We start from the raw sequence: 20,059 nt of genomic DNA, 5'->3' as shown, positions 1-20,059 counted from the left end.
TACCGCTACAGTTCGCGCACCCAGATGTTGCGGTAGCTGACCCTGGAGTCATGCTCCTGCAGATAGAGCGGCGCGCACGCATGGGGTGCGTACGAAGGCGCACCGATGTACTCGGTCCTGCCTGCCAGCACGGTGTCGTCCTGCACGAGTACGCCGTTGTGCAGCACGGTGATGCGCGCGGGCGACGTCAGGCCGCCGCCCTGCGAGAAGCGCGGTGCCTTCCAGATGATGTCGTAGACCTGCCACTGGCCCGGTGCGCGCGAGGCGTTCACCCGTGGCATGGCCTGCTTGTAGATCGAACCCGCCTGGCCGTTGGCATACGTCGGGTTGTTGTAACTGTCGAGCACCTGCAGCTCATACAGTTCCTGCAGGAAGATGCCGCTGTTGCCCCGGTTCTGGCCGTCGAAGCCCTTCGTCTCGGTGGGGCTACGCCATTCGACATGCAGCTGGACATCGCAGAAGCGTTGCCGGGTGCGGATGCCCTTGCTGCCCGGAACGACGGTCATGGCGCCATCGGCAACCGTCCAGGGCACGCGCCCGCCCTGCTCTGCCTCCCACGCCGAGACATCCTTGCCATCGAACAGCACGATGGCATCGGAGGGGGCCTTGCCTGGCGGCGTGGCCACGACTGCGGGCACGGGCGTCCACACTTCGGTCTTCTTCGGGTCACGCGCAGCGTCGGCGCCGTCCTGAGCGAATGCAGATGCAGCGGCCAGCAGGCCGGCCGTGATCAACGCAGGGCGGAGCATCAGGGTGGTGTCCATCAGCTGGTCCCCCACGCGGGCGTACCGGGGACATAGGCCAGGTCACCGTCGTAGCGGCCCGGCACGGCGACGTACTGCAGCACACCGGTCGCCCCGACCTTTGAAGTGAAGAAGCCGAAGATGGCCAGCTGCTTGATCATCGTGAAGTAATGCGGCATGGCCTCGCCTTCCTCGGGAGTGCCGGTCTCGGTCACGTCGGCATTGCGTGCCTTGGCTTCGGCGTCCAGCCTTCGCAGCAACCCGGTGCGGGCTTCCGGCGTGAGCGATACGAAACGGCCACCGGCGCGCGTGTCGATGTCGGCCAGGCCGGCGCGGAACGTCGCCTGCTGCCGGGCGGTGTAGCAGTCGCTGACGAACGTCGCCATGAACGCACCGGCACCCGCGTCCTTGGCCCCGGGCGTCCTTGTCCGCGGCAGGATGGTTTCGGCGATCTCGTCCAGCATGCCGATGTCGGCATCGGAGAACGCGGGCATCGCCCCGGCAGCCGGCACCTTGCCATGCACCAGCGCAGGCAGGCCAACCATGGCCGCACCGGTTGCGGCAACGATCATCTTCAACAGTTCGCGGCGATCCATCAGAGGTTCCCCGCTTTCAGTTCGCGTACCGCATGGTCGGCCGCGCGCGCGGTCAGCGCCATATAGGTCAGCGAGGGATTCACGCAGGCGCTGGAGGTCATGCAGGCACCGTCGGTCACATAGACATTGGGGGCATCCCAGACCTGGTTGTGCGCATTCAATACCGAGCTTTTCCGATCACGTCCCATGCGTGCGGTCCCCATCTCGTGGATGCCCTTGCCCGGGGCATAGTCGTTGTCGTGCATCTTCACGTCCTTGACGCCGGCCGCCTCCAGCATCTCGGCGGCATCCGCGGCCATGTCCTTGCGCATCGCCAGTTCATTGGCGCGCATGGACACGTCCATCGCCAGCACCGGCAGTCCCCATTTGTCCTTGCGGTCGTGGTCCAGGCGGATCGTGTTGTCGTGGTGCGGCAGCATTTCACCGAACCCGGTCATGCCGATGCGCCAGTCACCCGGCACGGTCAGTGCCTCCTTCAGATCGGCACCGATGTTGAGCTCGGCGATCTCGCGCGACCATCCGGTGCGGCTGGCACCGCCCTGGTAGCCGAACCCGCGCAGGTAGCCGCGCTTGTCGGCCGCGACGTTGCGGAACCGCGGAATGTAGAAGCCGCAGGGACGGCGGCCGAAGTAGTACTTGTCTTCGTAACCCTCGACCCGGCCCGAGGCGCCCGCACCGAAATGATGGTCCATCACGTTGTGCCCCAACTCGCCGGACGAAGAGCCCAGCCCGCCGTCCCAGACGTCGGTGGCCGAATTCATCAGCAGCCACGTCGAGTTGAACGACGATGCATTGAGGAAAATGACCTTGGCCGTGTACTGGTAGGTCTGGCCGGTTTCGGCGTCGATCACCTCCACGCCACGCGCGCGCTTGCGATCCTTGTCGTAGAGCACTTCCTTGACGATCGAGAACGGCCGCAAGGTCAGGTTCCCGGTCTTCATCGCCGCCGGCAGCGTCGCCGCCTGGGTCGAGAAGTAGGCACCGAAGGGACAACCCAGGATGCACTTGTTGCGGTACTGGCAGTTGACGCGCCCCTGCTCGGGCATCGGCTGGGTGATGTTGGCAGTGCGCGAGTGGATCATATGGCGCGTTCCGCCGAAGGCCTTCTTGATGCGCGCGGCCACATCCTTCTCGACGATGTTCAAGGGAATCGGCGGCAGGAACTCGCCGTCTGGCAGCACGTCCAGTCCTTCGCGCGTGCCGGCGATGCCGGCGAACCTCTCTACATGGTCGTACCATGGCGCGATATCGGCGTAGCGGATCGGCCAGTCGGTGGCGATGCCGTCCTTGAGGTTGGCCTCGAAATCCAGATCGGAGAAGCGATAGCTCTGCCGCCCCCACATCAAGGAACGACCACCGACGTGGTAGCCACGGAACCAGTCGAAGCGCTTGGTCTCGATGTAGGGCGATTCCTGTTCGTTGGCCCACATCCCTTCCAGGTTCTCGGCCAGGCCGTAGTCGCGCATCAGCACCGGGAACTCGGCCTTCATTGCCTGCGTTGGCCGGTTGCGGTGCGGGAAATCCCACGCCTCCTTCATCGCGTTGACGTAGTCCTTGACGTGCTCGATGTTGCGCCCGCGTTCCAGCATCAGGACCTTCAGGCCCTTCTCGGTCAGCTCCTTCGCCGCCCAACCGCCACTGATTCCCGAGCCAACAACAATGGCGTCGTAGTGATTATCTGCCATGGGTTTCTCACCTGGGTGGATATCGTTTCAGACGTCGCAGAGGCGGATCGCCTCGCGCAATGAGGCAACGGGATCGGGCGCTGCAGGCGTGAACTCCTGCGCCAGATACCCCTTGAAACCGGTGTCGCGGATCGCGCGACAGATGGCTGGATAGTGGAGCTCCTGCTGGTCTCCGATCTCGTTCCGGCCGGGCACGCCTGCGGTGTGGTAGTGCTTGAAGCAGGCGTGATGCTTGCCGATGGTGGCGATGATGTCGCCCTCCATGATCTGCATGTGGTAGATGTCGTAGAGCAGGCCGAAATTGTCCGAGCCGAGCCGCTGGCACAGCTCCACACCCCACGCGGAGTGGTCGCACAGGTAGTCGCGATGATCGACCTTGGAGTTGAGCAGCTCCATCACCAGCACCACGCCGCGCTTCTCGGCATGCCCGAGGATGCGCTTGAGCCCGGCCTCGGCATTGGCCATGCCGTCCTGCGGGTCCATACCGTTGCGGTTGCCGGAAAAGCAGATGAGGTTTCGATAGCCGGCATCGGCGACCAGATCGATGTGCCGCGTGTAGCGTTCCACCAGCTGGTCGTGGAACTCACGGCCGGCAAAGCCCTTGGTCAGGCCCAGTTCTGCGCCGTTGCACATCGAGCTGTACACGCCATTCGCCTTCAGCGTGGGCCAGTCTTCCGGGCCGACCAGGTCGATCGCGGCAAAGCCAATGTCCTTCACCGTCGTGCAGAGCTGGGCAACGGACAGCTGCGGGAAGGTCCAGCGTGCGACGGAATGCTTCAGGTTGCCCTTGAGTGGCGCCATGGCGGCGAATGCGGGCAATGCGCCCGCGGTTGTCGCGGCCCCCAGGCCAATGCTGCCGGCAACTGCGATGCGCAGCGCATCGCGCCGCGTGAGCCCCCTCGAAGGAGCCGGTCTGATCGAATGGATGGACATCCACCTTCCGGCCTCCCAACCGGTATCAAACGCAACGATTCATAGCAATGCAATCGATTGCACCATAGGGGAGGAAATTGTCTGTTTGCAAGTCGCGGTGCACGAAAAACTGATGGTGCGAGGCACAACGCAGATGGCATCGCGCAAAAAGAAAAGCCCCGCATGAGCGGGGCTTTCTTTTCTGCTGCGAACGAGCGTTCGATCAGAACGGAATATCGTCGTCAGCGAAGTCATCCATGGGCGGCGCCTGCTGCGGCTGCGGACGCTGGTTGCCACCCTGGTTGCCGTAACCGCCGCCCTGGTTGCCGCCCTGGTTGCCATAGCCGCCGCCCTGGCCACCACGCTGGCCGCCACCGCCACCACCGCCGCCATACTCCTGGCGCGGCGCCTGCTGGCGCTGCGGACGATCGCCGCCGTAGTTGCCACCACCGCCGCCGCCACCGCCTTCACCGCGGCCGCCCAGCATCTGCATTTCATCGGCAATGATGTCGGTGGAGTACTTCTCCACGCCGTCCTGGCCGGTGTACTTGTCGTAGCGCAGGCTGCCTTCGACGTAGACCGAGCTGCCCTTGCGCAGGTACTCGCCGGCGATCTCGCCGAGCTTGCCGAAGAACACCACGCGGTGCCATTCGGTGCGCTCCTGCTGGTTGCCATCCTTGTCCTTGCGGACGCTGGTGGTGGCCAGGCTGATGCGGGTGATCGCCATGCCGCCCTGGGTGTACTTCACGTCCGGGTCGTTGCCGAGATTGCCGACCAGGATGACTTTGTTGATGCCGCGCGCCATAGGTACCTTCGTCCGTTGTCCAGGGGCAGACCGCCAGTGATAGCACAGCCCCGGGCGGGGGTGCAGTAGGCGAGGCCGCCCCTGTTGAAATTTGGGGGAATGCGAGAACGATGCATCTTAGCATTGCCGCCGCCATCCGCCCGGTCAGAAGACCCCGGCCGCGCAGGAGGATTGAACTGATTTCCTTGTCCGGCAATGACTTACCCTCGCTTCGGTGGACATCCGGAGGGGCATTGGCGTCTGCCCATGGCATCATGCCCAGGCTCCTCCCCCTGCCCCCTCCCGCGTTCCCATGACGATCAAAGGCAAAGCCACCTCCCTGGACATCGCCCACCTGGCCGGGGTCTCCCAGCCGACCGTGTCGCGGGCCCTGCGTGGCAGCCCGATGGTCAACGCCGAGACCCGCGAGCGCATCCTGCGCATCGCCCGCGAGCTGAACTACAAGGTCGACAAGAACGCCTCCAGCCTGCGCCTGCGCAACGCCGGCACCCTGGCCCTGCTGTTCTTCGAGGACCCGACCAACGACGATTCGCTGATCAACCCGTTCTTCCACTCGATGCTGGGCTCGATCACCCGTGCCTGCGCGCTGCACGGGCAGGACCTGCTGGTCTCGTTCCAGCAGCTGTCCACCGACTGGCAGGCCGATTACGAGGACAGCAACAAGGCCGACGGTATCATCCTGCTCGGCTACGGCGACTATCACGAATCGCGCGATCGCCTGCAGCGGCTGGTCGAACAGGGCACGCACTTCGTGCGCTGGGGCGCCGCCCTGCCCGGCCAGCCGGGCGTGTCGATCGGCAGCGACAACTTCCAGGGCGGGCATGACATCACCACCCACCTGTTGCAGCAGGGCTGCCGCCGCATCGCCTTCCTCGGCCATGCCTCCAGCCATTACCCCGAATTCCAGGAGCGCTACCGCGGCCATGTCGCGGCCCTGCAGGACCACGGCCTGGCCGCCGAACCGGCGTTGCAGCACGATGCGATCACCACCGAGGCTTCCGGCCAGGAGGCCTGCCAGGCGCTGCTGGCGCGCGGCGAACCGATCGATGCGATCTGCGCCGCCAGCGACCTGATCGCCATCGGTGCGATGCGCGCCCTGCGCGAGGCTGGCCTGCGGGTGCCGCAGGACGTGGCGGTGACCGGCTTCGACGACATCCCGCTGGCGGCCTCGGTATCCCCGGCGCTGACCACGGTCCAGCAGGACACCAAGCAGGCCGGCCAGCTGCTGGTGGAGCGCCTGCTGGCGCTGATCGGCCGGCAACCGGTGGAGAGCCAGAGCATCCCGGTGAAGCTGGTGGTGCGGGAATCGTCGCTGCGCCGGTAAGCGCCACCAGACCTCCCGCCACGCCCCAACGTGCGACGGCGGAATTCTCCCCCCATGACCAACGGCGGATGCGCACGGAAGCCGATGCGCGGATAACGCGCAGACATCGTCCATGGAAAGGTGTACGTCGCATGCTGAAGATCGATTCGCTGTCTAAGACGTACGCCAATGGCGTGCATGCCCTCAACAACGTCAGCCTGGACATCCCGCGCGGCATGTTCGGCCTGCTCGGGCCGAACGGCGCCGGCAAGTCGTCGCTGATGCGCACGCTGTCCACCCTGCAGGAAGCCGACAGCGGCACGGCCACCCTCACCATTCCAGGCGAGGCGCCGATCGACGTGCTGCGCGACAAGGACGCGGTGCGCCGCCGGCTCGGCTACCTGCCGCAGGATTTCGGCGTGTACCCGAAAGTCAGCGCGCTGGACCTGCTGGAGCATTTCGCCGTGCTCAAGGGCCTGACCCAGCGCGCGCAGCGCCGCGAGGTGGTCGATGGGCTGCTGCAGCAGGTGAACCTGTGGGACGCGCGCAAGCGCAAGCTGGGCACCTACTCCGGCGGCATGCGCCAGCGCTTCGGCATTGCCCAGGCGCTGCTGGGTGACCCGCGGCTGGTGATCGTCGATGAACCCACCGCCGGCCTCGACCCGGAAGAACGCAACCGCTTCCTCAACCTGTTGGCGGCGATCGGCGAGAACGTGGCGGTAATCCTCTCCACCCACATCGTCGAGGACGTGACCGATCTGTGCCCGACGATGGCGATCATGAACAAAGGCCAGGTGCTGCTGACCGGGCGCCCGGCCGATGCCATCGACGCCCTGCAGCAGCAGGTCTGGCGCAAGCAGGTCGATCCTTCGGAACTGGCCGACCACGAGGCACGCTACGTGGTGCTGTCCACCCGCCTGGTCGGTGGCCGCCCGGTGATCCACGTGCACAGCGCCAACGACCCTGGCGACGGCTTCGCGGCCGTGGCTCCCGACCTCGAGGATGTGTACTTCCAGCGCCTGCGCCTGCAGGCCCGTGCCCGCGCGGCAGCCTGAGCGGAGCACGCCATGATCTTCAATTTCTTCCGCTTCGAACTACGCGAGCAGCTGCGTTCCCCGCTGCTGTGGCTGCTGGCCGGGCTGTTCGCCCTGCTTGCCTTCGCCGCCGCCTCCAGCGACGCCGTGCAGATCGGTGGCGGCGCCGGCAACGTGCACAGCAACGCGCCCACCGTGATCGCGCAGATGCTGGGCATCTTCACCCTGCTCGGCATGCTGGTCACCGCGCTGTTCGTCAGCAACGCGCTGTTGCGTGACTTCGAACTCGGCACTGCCGAACTGATCTTCGCCAGCCCGGTGAAGCGCCGCGATTACCTGGCCGGGCGCATCGCTGCCGCCCTGGCGGCCGGGCTGCTGGTCTACATCCTGATCGCGTTCGGCCTGTGGCTGGCGCCGTTCATGCCATGGGTCGATCCCGAGCGCATGGGCCCGATCAGCTGGCAGGGCTATGCCTGGACGTTCGCGGTCATCGTCATTCCGAACCTGTTGTTCACCACGGCACTGCTGTCGCTGCTGGCAGCGCTGACCCGCTCGATCCTGTGGGTCTACATCGGCCTGGTGGCCTACCTCGTCCTGTACGGCGCCAGCGCGGCCCTGCTGCGCGACATCGACAATACGTGGATCGCGGTGCTGAGCGAACCGCTGGGCATGCGCGCACTGGGCCGCACGATCCGCTACTGGTCCACCGCCGAGCGCAACAACGGGATTCCCGAGCTGGCCGGTTACCTGCTGGCCAACCGCGCCCTGTGGTTGGGCGTGGCTGCCGTACTGTTCGCCGCCACCTTCGCGCTGTTCCGCACCGAACGCAGCGGCAGTGGCCGTCGGCGCTGGGGCCGCAGGCACGCGCAACCGGCTGGCGATGCCAGCGTGGTCCGCCCCACCCGCGCGACACTGCCGCGCGTGATACCGGCGTTCACTGCCAGCACGGCGTGGCAGCAGTTCCTGCGCCAGGTCCGCTTCGATACACGCGGCGTGCTGCGCAGCGTGCCGTTCATCGTGCTGCTGGTGCTGGGCCTGGCCAACTTCCTGCCCAGCGCGCTGTTCCGGCAGACCCTGTACGGCACCTCGATCTGGCCGGTCACCTCGCAGATGATCATGGGCCTGCAGGGTGCCTTCAGCTGGCTGCTGGTGATCATCGTGCTGTTCTTCGCCGGTGAGCTGGTCTGGAAGGAACGCAGTGCGCGCATCAATGAAGTGACCGATGCCATGCCGGTGCCGAACTGGGTGCCGCTGCTGGCCAAATTCACCGCACTGCTGGCGGTAATCGTCTGCTTCCAGGCGGCCGGCGCGCTGGCGGCAATGGGCGTACAGCTGGCCAAGGGCTACACGCATCTGGAGCCGTTGCTGTACCTGCGCAGCCTGGCGCTGGATTCGGTGGTCTACATCCTGATGGGGGGCCTGGCGCTGGTGCTGCAGGTGCTCACCAACAACAAGTTCGTCGGTTATGCGCTGCTGATCGTGGTGATGATCGGCCAGGGCGTGCTCGGCCTGCTCGACTACACGCAGAACCTGTACAACTTCGGCAGCTGGCCCAACGCGCCCTATTCGGACATGAACGGCTACGGCCACTTCCTGACCGGGCAACTGGCGTTCCAGGGCTACTGGGCGCTGTTCCTGCTGACCTTGATGTGCCTGGCGTCGGCCTTCTGGGTACGAGGTGTCAGCCAGAGCCTGCGCCAGCGCCTGGCCCTGGCCGGCCGTCGCCTGCGCGGCCCGACCGGTGCCTTCGCCGCAGTGGCCGCCCTGGCCTTTGTCGCCGTGGGCGGCTGGCTGTACTGGAGCACCAACATCCGCAACGAGTTCCTTTCCCCGGATCAACAGCTGGACCTGCAGGCCCGCTACGAGCGCGAGCTGTCGAAGTACCGCAACCTGCCGCAGCCCCGCATCGTGGCGGTGGACAACCGCGTGGACCTGTTCCCCGAATCGCAGTCGATGGTGATCGATGCAAACTGGACGGTGCGCAATACCCACGCCACGCCGATCCAGGACGTGCACGTCTCGATGGGCGATGACAAGCAGCTGGTCGCGGTCGACCTGGGTGGGCAGACACTATCGATGCATGACGCCGATCTCGGCTACCGCATTTACCGCCTGCAGAAACCGCTGCAACCGGGCGAAAGCCGACGTGTCCATTTCCGGGTGGTGCAGAAACCCAATGGCATCACCGCCGGCCAGGCACCGAGCAACATCGTGGGCAACGGCACGTTCTTCAACAGCCGCGTACTGCCGTCGTTCGGCTACAACGAGGGCGCGGAGATCACCGACCGCAACGAGCGGCGCAAGCGCGACCTGGGTGAGCCGCGGCGCATGCCCAAGCTGGAAGACGAAGCCGCGCGTGCCAACACGTACATAGCCAACGATGCTGACTGGCTCGACTTCCGCACCACGGTCTGCACGGCACCGGACCAGGTGGCGTTGGCGCCGGGCTACCTTCTGAAGGAGACCACGGTAAATGGCCGACGCTGCTTCAGCTACGTCATGGACCGGCCAATGCTGAACTTCTACGCCTACCTGTCGGCACGCTGGGAGGTGCGCAGGGCGAAGTACAAGAACATCCCGGTGGAGGTCTACTTCGATCCGGCGCACGGCTACAACGTGGACCGGATGATCGAAGCGGTGCAGAAATCGCTGGCCTACTACGAGGCGAACTTCACCCCGTACCAGCATCGCCAGGTGCGCATCATCGAGTTCCCGGGCTATGCGCGCTTCGCGCAGTCGTTCGCCAACACCATCCCCTACTCCGAGGCCATCGGTTTCATCGCCGACCTGCGTGACCCGGACAAGGTGGACTACGTGTTCTACGTAACCGCGCACGAGATCGCACACCAGTGGTGGGCGCACCAGGTGATCGGTGCCAACGTGCAGGGCGCGACGGTGCTGTCCGAATCGTTGTCGCAGTACTCTGCGCTGATGGTGATGGAGCAGGAGTACGGCCGCCAGCATATGCGCCAGTTCCTCAAGCGCGAACTGGACGGCTACCTGTCCGGCCGCGGCGGCGAGGCCATCGAGGAACAGCCGCTGGAACGTGTGGAGAACCAGCAGTACATCCACTACCAGAAGGGTTCGCTGGTGTTCTACCGGCTGCGCGAGGAGATCGGCGAGCAGGCGCTTAACCGCGCATTGAAGCGCTTCCTGCAGGACAAGGGGTACCAGCAACCGCCGTACACCACCTCACGCGAGCTGCTGGACTACATCCGCACCGAGACCCCGGCCGACCGCCAGCAGCTGGTCACCGACCTGTTCGAGAAGATCAGCTTCTACGACAACCGCGTGATGGCCGCCAGCGCCCGCAAGCGCGATGACGGCCGCTACGACGTGACCCTGGACCTGCACGCCGCCAAGCAGTACGCCGACGGCAAGGGGAAGGAGAGCGACGGAAAGATGGATGACTGGGTCGAGGTCGGCGTGTTCGCCAATGGGCCGTCGGGCAAGGAGCGCGACCAGAAGGTGCTGTACCTGCAGCGCCACCACATCACCAGCGCCGATCCGAAGATCACAGTGACGGTGGATGAAAAGCCGGACGAAGCAGGCTTCGATCCCTACAACAAGCTGATCGACCGGGTGAGCGATGACAACCGGCGCAAGGTAACGATGTGAGGTATGCGGTGGTGCCAGTCAAATGGCTGGCATCACTGCTGCAGACAGAAACGACATGCCACGCCCAATTGCGTCATTTAAAGTCCTGATTGGCCATAGATGCAGGGACACCACCAGATTCCATTTCAAGGCAAGCGATACTCTCCGTGAACCTTCGAGAGGCCGCGATGACATCCAGCCATATCTACTTCGCCGCACACGGAATCTCCGCATCACTGAACTGGGCAGCCGAGGTATTGGCCGACTGTGGTCTTGAGCTCGAATTGGAGCTGGGTGGGAACAGTGTTCTCATTACGGGCGATGAAGACGTTCGCCTGCGGCTCTCTCTCAACGACGCGCCCCATGTCCTCCAGGAAGCCATCGAGCTAGCGCATGGCAATGAACACGTACATGCCATGAGCCAGTGCACGGCCAGATTCGAGATCTCAATCACCGACCTGGAGGCGGTTTTGGATGAGATGAACACGCTGATCGAGGTCCAGCAGACACTGCTCACCGCCGTGGACGGTGTCCTGTGGAACGAGTGGAACGAAGCACTCAGCCGGTGATTTCCGGCTGAGGCCTGGCCTTCGGCCCCAGCAACGCCAGCAGCACGAAGACCACGATCGAGGCGACGGTACCGAGCGCCGCCGGCAACCCGAACGCCCATGCCGAACGGCGCTGCTGGCGCGCCCACTGGGCCAGATGCCAGGCCGCGCCCAGGTTGATCAGCCAGGCAATGACGAACACCGGCCATAGCACCATGCCCACCGCGCGCAGCAGGGGCATGGACACCAGCGCGGCAGCGATCGCCGCGATCAGGAAGATCAGGGCCGAGCGGGAATGGCGTGATCGTGCCGGTGCGTCGGCGGGTGATTCGCTGAATTCCATGGAGAGAGCCTCGATGCCGATGTTGTCCAAAGGGGATCACGTACGGTGCCCGAAGAGAAGCTCTCTGTAGTATCGAGCCGTGCTCGACCGATCCGGCATTGCGCGAACGGCAGCCGAGCATGGGCTAGGCTCTACATGACAATCAACCCTGGGCGAAGTCCTTCAGGATCTCGCCAACGCCGCTGGGCGAGATCTCAAAGCCCAGCGAAGTACCCGGGTTGATCACCACGCCGTAGCCACCCGGCACGCGGCGCAGCACGTCCAGCATCAGCCAGCGGATCTGGTGTTCGGCCTGCTGGCTGTAGACGCCCACCCGCGACGGCTCGGTGAACACCGCCACATGCAGGGTGCCCTGCTTGTCGAACAGCAGCGGGTCGAAGCCGCTGCCGTCCGGGGTGACCAGGCTGCCGGTCAGCAGCACTACCTCGGAAGCGACGAAGGCCTCCATGAAGGCGCGGATCGGCACCGCCCCGTCCATCGCCGCCTTCAGCAGGGTTTCGATCGGGGTCTGCGGGGCGAGGTCGGTCATGGCGATACGGCGGGGCGTGAGGGGTGCCTATTGTGCCGGATGCGGCCAAACCCGGTAGTGCCGGCCACTGGCCGCACCTGCAGGTACCCGGAATCCGGGGCTGCCGGCCAGCGGCCGGCACTACCGCCCCAGACGCTGGTCCCGCGCCTTCTGGTCGGCCATCGCCTTGTCCAGCTCGGCCTGCAGCGCCGGCTGCTGCACGGCAGCGTCCAGCACATAGACCTTCACGCCGTGCGCGGGCACGTCGGCCTTCAGCAGACCGTTCACCTGCAACGAACCGCCGTCCAGCGCATCGCGCCAGCGGCCCGCCTGGACGTAACGCGACACAGTGAAGCTCTTTGCCCTGTCGCCCTTGTTCAGCAGCACCAGCGCGGTCTGCGCCACCTCGCCATGCTGCAGCACGCGGAAGAACACTGCCTCATCGCCCTGCAGGCGCTCGTTCACCTGCAGGCCGCGCTGCAGCGCCGGGGTGGCTTCGCGCAGCCTGGCGATACGCTGCAGCGGCGCGAAGATCGGGCTCTTCGGCGCCGCATCCACACGCGGCTGGCCGAAGTACGCACGATTGCCGGCATGCTCGGCACGGCCACGCATGAAGCCCGTCTCCGAACCGTAATAGACCACCGGAATGCCGCGCGCGGTGAACAGCCAGTTGTGCGCATCGATGAAGCCATCGTCGCTGGCCTGCAGGCGCGGCATGTCGTGGTTGTCGTAGAAGCTCATCAGCTCGTACGGGTTGGCGTACGGTCCGCCGCTCAGGTGCAGCGGCTCGGTCAGTGTCTCAAAGCCCTTGGCGGCGGTGCCGAAGGTCTGCTCCAGTGCGCCGCGTAACGGGAAATCCAGCACGCTCACGTTCGCGTTGGCGGGCCAAGTATGCTCGGCGATGCGCGCGGCATCGTAGTCGAACGCTTCGCCGAACATGAACATGCCCGGATGCTCGGCGCGGATGCGCTTCACGAAGGCATGCCACCACGGGTGCGGCAGCCAGCCGATGGTGTCGATGCGCAGCGCGTCCACGCCCTGCGCGGTCCACTGCAGGTAGGCGCCGACCAGGTAGTCCATCACCGCCGGATTGTCCTGGTTGAAGTCCGACAGCTCGGCCAGGTTGCCGTCGAAGATCGAGCCGTCCTTGCTGTCGACCGGACCGATGTTGTTATAGAACGCGTGCAGCGGGTTGTGCTTCGGATCCAGTTTCTGCGGCGGCAGGTTCTGGTGGTCGGCGATCAGTTTTCCGTCCTTGTCGAAGATCTGCCCGAACTGCGGCTGCCGTGTCGGCATGGTCCAGGCCGGCGAACCGTGGTTGCCCACGATGTCCAGCACCACCTTCAAGCCAGCACCGTGCAGGCCCTTGGTCAACCCGGCGAAATCCAGGTCTTTGCTGGGCAGGTGCTCATCAAGTTTGTAGAAGTTGATGCCCCAGTAGCCGTGGTAGCCGGTCTTGCCACGGTCGGTCAGCGTGCTGGTGCAGCTGATCGGCTTGCTGCCGGTAAAGGCCTCGTCCGGGTTGTCGACGATGGGCGTGATCCACACCGCACCGAAGCCGAGGTTGCGGATGTACTGCGCGTTGTCGAGCACGCCGCGGAAGTCGCCGCCGAGGTAGCCGATGTTGCCGTCCACCTTGTCCGGGCACGGCACCGGAATATCGAAGGTGCGATGCGTGCCGCCCTGATCGCGATGGTCGTTGGACGGATCACCGTTGACGAAGCGGTCGGTGACCACGAAATACACCGCATCGCTGGCGAACGGCTCGGTGGTGCCGACGTAGTCCGGGCGCGGCGCGGCCGCGGCCTGGCCGGCGAACAGGGCAAGGGAAACAGCAACAGCCAGGACACCACGCATCACACCACCTCCGGACGGGACGGAACCCGCAGCACGCACAGGCCGGCCAGGAACAGGCTGCAGCCGCCCAGCACCAGCACATGCATCGGCTGGCCACCCAGCCATGCGCGCAGGGCAAAGCCAAGCGCACTGGCCGCCACCAGCTGCGGAATCACGATGAAGAAATTGAAGATGCCCATGTACACACCCATCTTCGACGCCGGCACGCTGTCGGACAGCAGTGCATACGGCAACGACAGGATCGAGGCCCAGGCAAAGCCCACACCCACCATCGACAGCAGCAGCCAGTGCGGGTCGCGGATGAACATCAGCGAGACCAGGCCGGCGCCGCCCAGCCACAGGTTGACCAGGTGGCTCCAGCGCAGGCCGATCGCACGCACCATCGGCGGAATCAGCACCGCCGCCAGCGCAGCGAAGCCGTTGTAGGCGCCAAACAGCACGCCCACCCAGTTGGCACCTTCGTTGTAGGCGGCCGACTGTGGATCGGTCGAACCGAAGTGGGTACCGGCCACCGCAGCGGTGGTGTAGATCCACATGGCGAACAGCGCGAACCACGAGAAGAACTGCACCCACGCCAGGCGGCGCATGGTGACCGGCATTGCGCGCAGGTCGCCGACGATGGCTGCCAGCATATGCGTAGCCGGCAGCGCGCGCGCGGCCGCCAGCAGCAAGCCGTAGCCGGCGCACAGGCCTGCCAGAACGTACAGCATCCTGTCGCCTTGCCGCCAGGTGATCAGCAGCGCCAACAACACACCCAACCCAAGCCACAGGGTCACCCGCGTCCATGAAGCCGGGCCGTTGATCGCGGCCGCCGCGTGATGTTCCGGCGGCTCGGCATCATCGAACCCGGCCAGCTCCGCCGGTGAATATTCGCGGGTGCTGACCACCGTCCAGGTGATCGCCGCGAGCAGCACCACCGCGCCGAAGTAGAACGCATAGCGCACAGTGTCGGGCACTTCCCCGGCGGACGCGGTGTTGGCAACGCCGAAGTGGGCCAGGATGAATGGCAGGAAGCTGGCGACGATGGCGCCCACGCCGATGAAGAAGCTCTGCATCGCGTAGCCGGCCGGACGCTGGCGTGGCGCCAGCTGGTCGCCGACAAAGGCACGGAACGGCTCCATCGATACGTTGATCGAGGCATCCAGCACCCACAGCGTGCCGGCCGCGATCCACAGCGTCGGCGAGTTCGGCATCACCAGCAGCGCCAGCGTGGTCAACACCGCACCGATCATGAAGTATGGACGACGGCGACCCCAGCGGGTCCAGGTGCGGTCGGACAGGTAACCGATCACCGGTTGCACCAGCAGGCCGGTCAGCGGCGCGGCAATCCACAGCCCGGGTACCGCGTCGATGTCCGCACCCAGCGTCTCGAAGATGCGGCTGGCGTTGGCGTTCTGCAGGGCGAACCCGAACTGGATGCCGAGGAAGCCGAAACACATGTTCCAGATCTGCCAGAACGACAGCTGCGGTTTGGCGGGACGATTCATCGTGCACCCTCTTCCATCGCCACCGGCGCCGGCGCCACCGTCAGCGCCTGCACCTGGGCCTGGTTGAGCACGCCTTCGCGGCCGCCCTTGCCCCCGGTGTAGTGCGCGAAATGTTCAAGCGCGCTCATGTTGAAGCCCTCTTCAAGCGCGACCGTGCATTGCCCCTTTGGCACCGTGAATGTTGCCGAGGTCGAGTCCTGCACGGCCACGCTGTGCGGCAGCGTGACCGTATGCCGCTGCAACGGCTGGCCCGGGCACTGCAGCACCAGCTGCTTGACCGCAGCCGTGACGCCGGTGTTGATCGGTCCGTTCGGGTTTCGATATTGCAGGCGCAGGCGGACCTGCCCGGCCTTGGCCGAGGTGAACGGCCAGCGCTGCGCACCCTTCAGCACCTGCTGCGGACCGACGCAGACCATTGGGCTGTGCAGCGATTCCAACGCGCCTTCGCGTCGGGTCAGGCTGAGGCAATGCTGCAGCCCATCGTCGCTGATCTGCACCTGGCCATTGCTGGCGACGACGGCCCTGCCGTCCTTCCACAGAACCTGCCCGGCTTGCACCGGAACGTTCCAACCCGTGCCCCTGCGCAGGGCCTGCGGTGCCGCCGGTGTTGCGGGCGCACGCGCGTTGGCATCCGCAGTCGTGGCAGCGAAGCCTGTTGCTGCCGGGGCAGTCACCAGCTGCACCGTGGTGGTCGTGCCGCGCGTGGTGGTCCTGCCCGCCACCAGCAAGCCATCGCCCACGCTCTGCGGACGCTCCAGCACATAGCGCTTGCCAGTGACTTCCAGGCTGATGCTGCGCTGCGTGCCGAACAGTTCCGGCACTAGCGCGGCCGGCAGCTTGGGCTGCACGCGGCCATCGTCCTGCACGCCGAACACGCCTTCGACCACCATCGACAGATACCCGGCCACCGACCACAGCTGGCGTTCGGAGTTGACCACCGGGCCGCTCAGCGCGCCTTCCTCGACATGCACGGCCTGGCTCACCAGCTCGTAGTTCTCCATGTTGGAACCGGCCAGCGCGGCGCCCCGCATCAGCGAACGGATCTCGGCGGCGATGCGCGGCGCATCGTCCAGCTGCCGCGCCGCACGCAGCGAGTAGGCACTGACGAACGGCCAGATCGCCCGGTTGTGATAGATCGGCTGTTGTGCTTCCTGCGGCCAGACCACCGGGCTGCCGGCTGGCCCCATCGGATACGCCGCCAGCGCACGCCGCGCGCGCTCGGGCGGCAGCACCTCGGCAAGGATGCCCAGCGAGAGGCCTAGCAGATCGAACTTGGCGTACGGCACCGGGTGCGCCGCTTCGCCGATGTAGCTCATGTACTGGCCGATATCCTCGCGCCAGAAGCGCGCATCGATCTGCTGCGCCAATGCGTCGGCCCAGGCCTTGTAATCGGCCGCGCGGGCATCGCCGTGCTGCCCGGCCAGGCGTTCGGCCAGGCGCAGTGCCTGATAGTGCAGCACGTTGGTGGACAGTGCATAGGAATCACCGATAAAGCGCACGTCCTCGCGGGTCCAGTCCGGATAGGTCTGCTCGCGCCAGTCCAGGAACGAAGTCTCGCCACGGTACAGGCCCATCTGCGCGTCGAACACCATCGCGCGGTCCTGCGCCAGCGTGCCCTGCAGCGCCTGCCAGACCTGGTCGGCAAACGCGCGATCCTCCAGCAGATGACGTGCCGCCAGGAACCACACCACGCGATCGCTGCTGATCGGCCAGCTGCCACCGGAACCGGTGTCCTGCGCCACAAACAGGCCGGGCGTGTGCCCGTCGCGCGCCGCCGACAGTTTGAACTGCAGCGACTGCCGGGTGCGCTTCGGGTCCAGGCGTGCGAGCGCCAGATCGGCGGCAAAGCTGACATCGCGCGTCCACACATAGGGCCAGCGCGCGCCGGTCTGGAAGCACTCGCACGGCACCGGTCGGCCTTCGTCGAACGCGGGATCGCGAATCGCGTCCACGCGGTCCTGGTCCATCTCCTGCTGGGCCAGCGCGAACAGGGCATCGAACATCACGCTGCCGGTCTGGCTGCGCATCGGCATCGGCGCGATACGCACATCGCCCTTCGGCGCATGCAGCACGAAGCTGCCGTTGGCAGCGGCTTCGGCGCGCGCATGGCGGCCGTCGAATTGCAGGTCGGCCGCCTGCGCGGTCGTCCCCAGCGCTGCCCCCAGGGCAGCGGTCAGGCAAATGATCTTCAGCATCGAAGCGGCGGACCGGCTTGCGCCCGTCGGCCTCCCTCCCTCTCTGCACGCGTTGTAGGTCCGCACCGTCGTTGCCGGCGGGCGGGCACGGCCCCTCCCTCAAGGTGCCTTGGCCCCATGGTAGACGCGGGGCTGTCGGCTGCGTCCAGCTGCATACGTATTCATGGCGCCACGCGGTAGCGCACCTGCTGCGCTGGCTTATGGTCCGGGTCTGCCAACGGCGCCTTGGGAGGGGAAATGCCGATGCCACACACGGTTGTACGCGCGCTGTTCGCGCACATGTTCGGCCTGGCCCTGTTGGGCGTGGCCACGCTGGCACAGGCCGCGCCACAGGTGGCCAGCGTCGAGTCACCGGGCAAGGTAATCAAGGTCAGCCTCGTGCTGGACGGCGGCACCGCCCGCTACCGCGTCGAGCGTTTCGGCGACCCCGTAGTGGAGGATTCGAAGCTCGGCTTCGCCCTGCGCGACGGCCGCCTGGACCGCGATTTCGCCCTGCTTGGCCAGCAGCGGCGCAGCGTCGACGACAGCTGGGAGCAGCCGTGGGGCGAGCGCCGGCTCACCCGCAACCACTTCAACGAGCTGACCGTGCAGCTGGCCGAAACCACCGGCAGCAAGCGTCGGCTGGATGTGGTGTTCCGCGCCTACGACGATGGCCTGGGCTTCCGCTATGTGTTCCCCGAACAGCCGAACCTGCACGAGGCGATCATCGATGACGAACTGACCGAATTCGCCATCGCGCCTGAATCCACCGCTTGGTGGATCCCCGCCGGCGAGCCGATCCACTACGAATATCTGTACCAGCGCACGCCGCTGCGCGAGGTGCCGCTGGTGCATACGCCGATGACCGTGCGCAGCCGCGATGGCCTGCATGTGGCCATTCACGAGGCCGCTCTGGTGGACTACGCCGGCATGTGGCTGCGGCGCACCGAGGGGCAACGCCTGCGCGCGCAGCTGTCACCCTCGGCCGAAGGCTGGAAGGTGCGTCGTGCCCTGCCCTTCGCCACGCCGTGGCGCACGCTGCAGATCGCGGACCGCGCCGGTGGCCTGGTCGAATCGGACCTGATCCTCAACCTCAACGAACCCAATGCGCTGGGCGACGTGAGCTGGGTGAAGCCGGCCAAGTACGTGGGCGTGTGGTGGTCGATGCACCTGGACAACGAGAGCTGGGCCACGGGGCCGAAGCACGCGGCCACCACCGCCAGGACGAAGAAGGTGATCGACTTCGCCGCCGCGCATGGCTTCCGCGGCGTGCTGGTGGAGGGCTGGAATCCGGGCTGGGACGGCATGTGGGTGGGCAACGGCTACGACTTCGATTTCACCCGGGCCACGCCTGATTTCGACATCGAGGCGCTGTCGGCGTATGGCCTGAAAAAGGGTGTGCACCTGATCGGCCACCATGAAACCGGCTGCGCCATCGAGCACTACGAGGATCAGCTGGGCGCCGCGCTGGACCTGTACGCACGCTTGGGCGTGGACCAGTTCAAGACCGGCTACGTCTGCGACGATGGCCAGGTCGACCGCCGCAATCCCACGGGGGGCCCGCTGAGGCGCGAGTGGCACGACGGGCAGTTCATGGCCGGCCATCACCTGAAGGTGGTGCAGGAGGCTGCGCGCCGGCACCTGTCGGTGAACCCGCATGAGCCGATCAAGGACACCGGCCTGCGCCGCACCTACCCCAACTGGATCTCTCGCGAAGGCGCGCGCGGCATGGAGTACAACGCCTGGGGCCAGCCGCCGAACCCGCCGGAGCACGAGGTCAACCTGGTGTTCACCCGCATGCTGGCCGGGCCGATGGATTACACCCCCGGCATCCTCAGCCTGAAGGGCCGCCACGGCCAGGCCATCCCCAGCACGCTGGCCCGCCAGCTGGCGCTGTACGTGGTGCTGTACAGCCCGATCCAGATGGCCGCCGACCTGCCCGAGCACTACCTGCAGCACCGCGAGGCATTCCGCTTCATCGAGGACGTGGCGGTGGACTGGGAGCAGAGCCGCGTGCTCGATGGCGAAGTGGGCGACTACGTGACGATCGTGCGCCGCGACCGCAACAGCCGCGACTGGTTCCTCGGCAGCATCACCGACGAACACGGCCGCGTGCTGCCGGTATCGCTGGGCTTCCTGGAGCCAGGCGTGCGCTATCGCGCCGAGATCTACCGCGATGGCGAAGGCGCCGATTTCCGTAGCAATCCGTTCGCGTTCGCGCGCGAAACCCGCGAGGTGACCAGCGCCGATGCACTGACGCTGGTGCTGGCACCGGGCGGTGGGCAGGCCATTCGCTTCACGCCGCTGTGAATGCCCCGGTAGTGCCGGCCGCTGGCCGGCACCACCGCAAGCAGGATCTGAAAGCGATTACACCCCTGCAAACGCCATTGAATACGTATGCAGGGTGATTCCCGCGAAGAATGCGCTGCCTACCATAGCGGCGACGACAGCGGCCACCGCGTCGCAC

The 20,059-nt window shown here is 66.0% G+C and carries 15 protein-coding genes; 5 read left to right on the top strand and 10 right to left on the bottom strand.

Features of this window, described 5'->3' with window-relative positions:
- Positions 1-5: 5 nt before the first annotated feature.
- The 5 genes from AC5P9P_RS01515 to AC5P9P_RS01495 all read right to left on the bottom strand — a co-directional run bounded on the left by AC5P9P_RS01515 (position 6) and on the right by AC5P9P_RS01495 (position 4,741).
- Positions 6-764 (bottom strand): 3-keto-disaccharide hydrolase, encoded by a 759-nt coding sequence (locus AC5P9P_RS01515; protein WP_111203052.1) that lies wholly within the window; start codon positions 762-764, stop codon positions 6-8.
- The gene (locus AC5P9P_RS01510) at positions 764-1,339 is read right to left on the bottom strand and encodes a gluconate 2-dehydrogenase subunit 3 family protein (RefSeq protein WP_094002095.1); all 576 of its coding nucleotides are present in this window, start codon (positions 1,337-1,339) and stop codon (positions 764-766) included. Before AC5P9P_RS01510 ends, AC5P9P_RS01515 begins: the two co-directional genes overlap by 1 nt.
- On the bottom strand, positions 1,339-3,024 hold the full coding sequence (locus AC5P9P_RS01505) for a GMC oxidoreductase (RefSeq protein WP_111173079.1): 1,686 nt from the start codon (positions 3,022-3,024) through the stop codon (positions 1,339-1,341). The genes AC5P9P_RS01510 and AC5P9P_RS01505 overlap by 1 nt, the downstream gene beginning before the upstream one ends.
- A 27-nt stretch (positions 3,025-3,051) precedes the next feature.
- Positions 3,052-3,957 carry a hydroxypyruvate isomerase family protein gene (locus AC5P9P_RS01500; RefSeq protein WP_164133328.1) on the bottom strand — a complete coding sequence of 302 codons (906 nt, stop codon included), beginning with the start codon at positions 3,955-3,957 and terminating at the stop codon, positions 3,052-3,054.
- A 202-nt stretch (positions 3,958-4,159) separates the two neighbouring features.
- Positions 4,160-4,741 (bottom strand): single-stranded DNA-binding protein, encoded by a 582-nt coding sequence (locus AC5P9P_RS01495; protein ID WP_024956969.1) that lies wholly within the window; start codon positions 4,739-4,741, stop codon positions 4,160-4,162.
- 292 nt (positions 4,742-5,033) lie between these two features.
- Between AC5P9P_RS01495 and AC5P9P_RS01490 the strand changes: the two genes are divergently transcribed.
- The 4 genes from AC5P9P_RS01490 to AC5P9P_RS01475 all read left to right on the top strand — a co-directional run bounded on the left by AC5P9P_RS01490 (position 5,034) and on the right by AC5P9P_RS01475 (position 11,244).
- A complete protein-coding gene (locus tag AC5P9P_RS01490) occupies positions 5,034-6,065 on the top strand; it encodes a LacI family DNA-binding transcriptional regulator (RefSeq protein ID WP_024956968.1) in 1,032 nt (343 codons plus the stop codon).
- Between the two features lie 131 nt (positions 6,066-6,196).
- On the top strand, positions 6,197-7,099 hold the full coding sequence (locus tag AC5P9P_RS01485) for an ABC transporter ATP-binding protein (RefSeq protein ID WP_262236098.1): 903 nt from the start codon (positions 6,197-6,199) through the stop codon (positions 7,097-7,099).
- Between the two features lie 12 nt (positions 7,100-7,111).
- On the top strand, positions 7,112-10,696 hold the full coding sequence (locus AC5P9P_RS01480; protein ID WP_495232570.1) for an ABC transporter permease/M1 family aminopeptidase: 3,585 nt from the start codon (positions 7,112-7,114) through the stop codon (positions 10,694-10,696).
- 146 nt (positions 10,697-10,842) lie between these two features.
- Positions 10,843-11,244 (top strand): hypothetical protein, encoded by a 402-nt coding sequence (locus tag AC5P9P_RS01475; RefSeq protein ID WP_288469118.1) that lies wholly within the window; start codon positions 10,843-10,845, stop codon positions 11,242-11,244.
- Here the strand turns inward: AC5P9P_RS01475 and AC5P9P_RS01470 are convergent.
- From AC5P9P_RS01470 to AC5P9P_RS01450, 5 genes are all read right to left on the bottom strand, one after another.
- Entirely contained in the window at positions 11,234-11,566 is a 333-nt protein-coding gene (locus AC5P9P_RS01470) for a hypothetical protein (protein WP_111174208.1), read from the bottom strand. The two genes, AC5P9P_RS01475 and AC5P9P_RS01470, sit on opposite strands and share 11 nt — an antisense overlap.
- Before the next feature lie 142 nt (positions 11,567-11,708).
- Positions 11,709-12,095 (bottom strand): SseB family protein, encoded by a 387-nt coding sequence (locus tag AC5P9P_RS01465; protein ID WP_024956961.1) that lies wholly within the window; start codon positions 12,093-12,095, stop codon positions 11,709-11,711.
- Between the two features lie 120 nt (positions 12,096-12,215).
- Positions 12,216-13,931: an alpha-amylase family glycosyl hydrolase gene (locus AC5P9P_RS01460; RefSeq protein WP_495232569.1), complete on the bottom strand. Its 1,716-nt coding sequence runs from the start codon at positions 13,929-13,931 to the stop codon at positions 12,216-12,218.
- Positions 13,931-15,418: an MFS transporter gene (locus AC5P9P_RS01455; RefSeq protein WP_005412548.1), complete on the bottom strand. Its 1,488-nt coding sequence runs from the start codon at positions 15,416-15,418 to the stop codon at positions 13,931-13,933. The genes AC5P9P_RS01460 and AC5P9P_RS01455 overlap by 1 nt, the downstream gene beginning before the upstream one ends.
- On the bottom strand, positions 15,415-17,613 hold the full coding sequence (locus AC5P9P_RS01450; protein ID WP_049403250.1) for a glucosidase family protein: 2,199 nt from the start codon (positions 17,611-17,613) through the stop codon (positions 15,415-15,417). Before AC5P9P_RS01450 ends, AC5P9P_RS01455 begins: the two co-directional genes overlap by 4 nt.
- A gap of 237 nt (positions 17,614-17,850) precedes the next feature.
- Here AC5P9P_RS01450 and AC5P9P_RS01445 point away from each other — a divergent pair, with 237 nt between their 5' ends.
- Positions 17,851-19,902, top strand: a complete 2,052-nt coding sequence (locus AC5P9P_RS01445) for a glycoside hydrolase family 97 protein (RefSeq protein WP_049403251.1) — start codon at positions 17,851-17,853, stop codon at positions 19,900-19,902.
- The last annotated feature ends 157 nt before the right edge of the window (positions 19,903-20,059 follow it).

Source organism: Stenotrophomonas sp. YJH_SMC_14-1 (genome assembly GCF_059372275.1).
The sequence above is the reverse complement of the archived record's forward strand: the minus strand, read 5'-3'. Positions and strand labels throughout refer to the sequence as shown.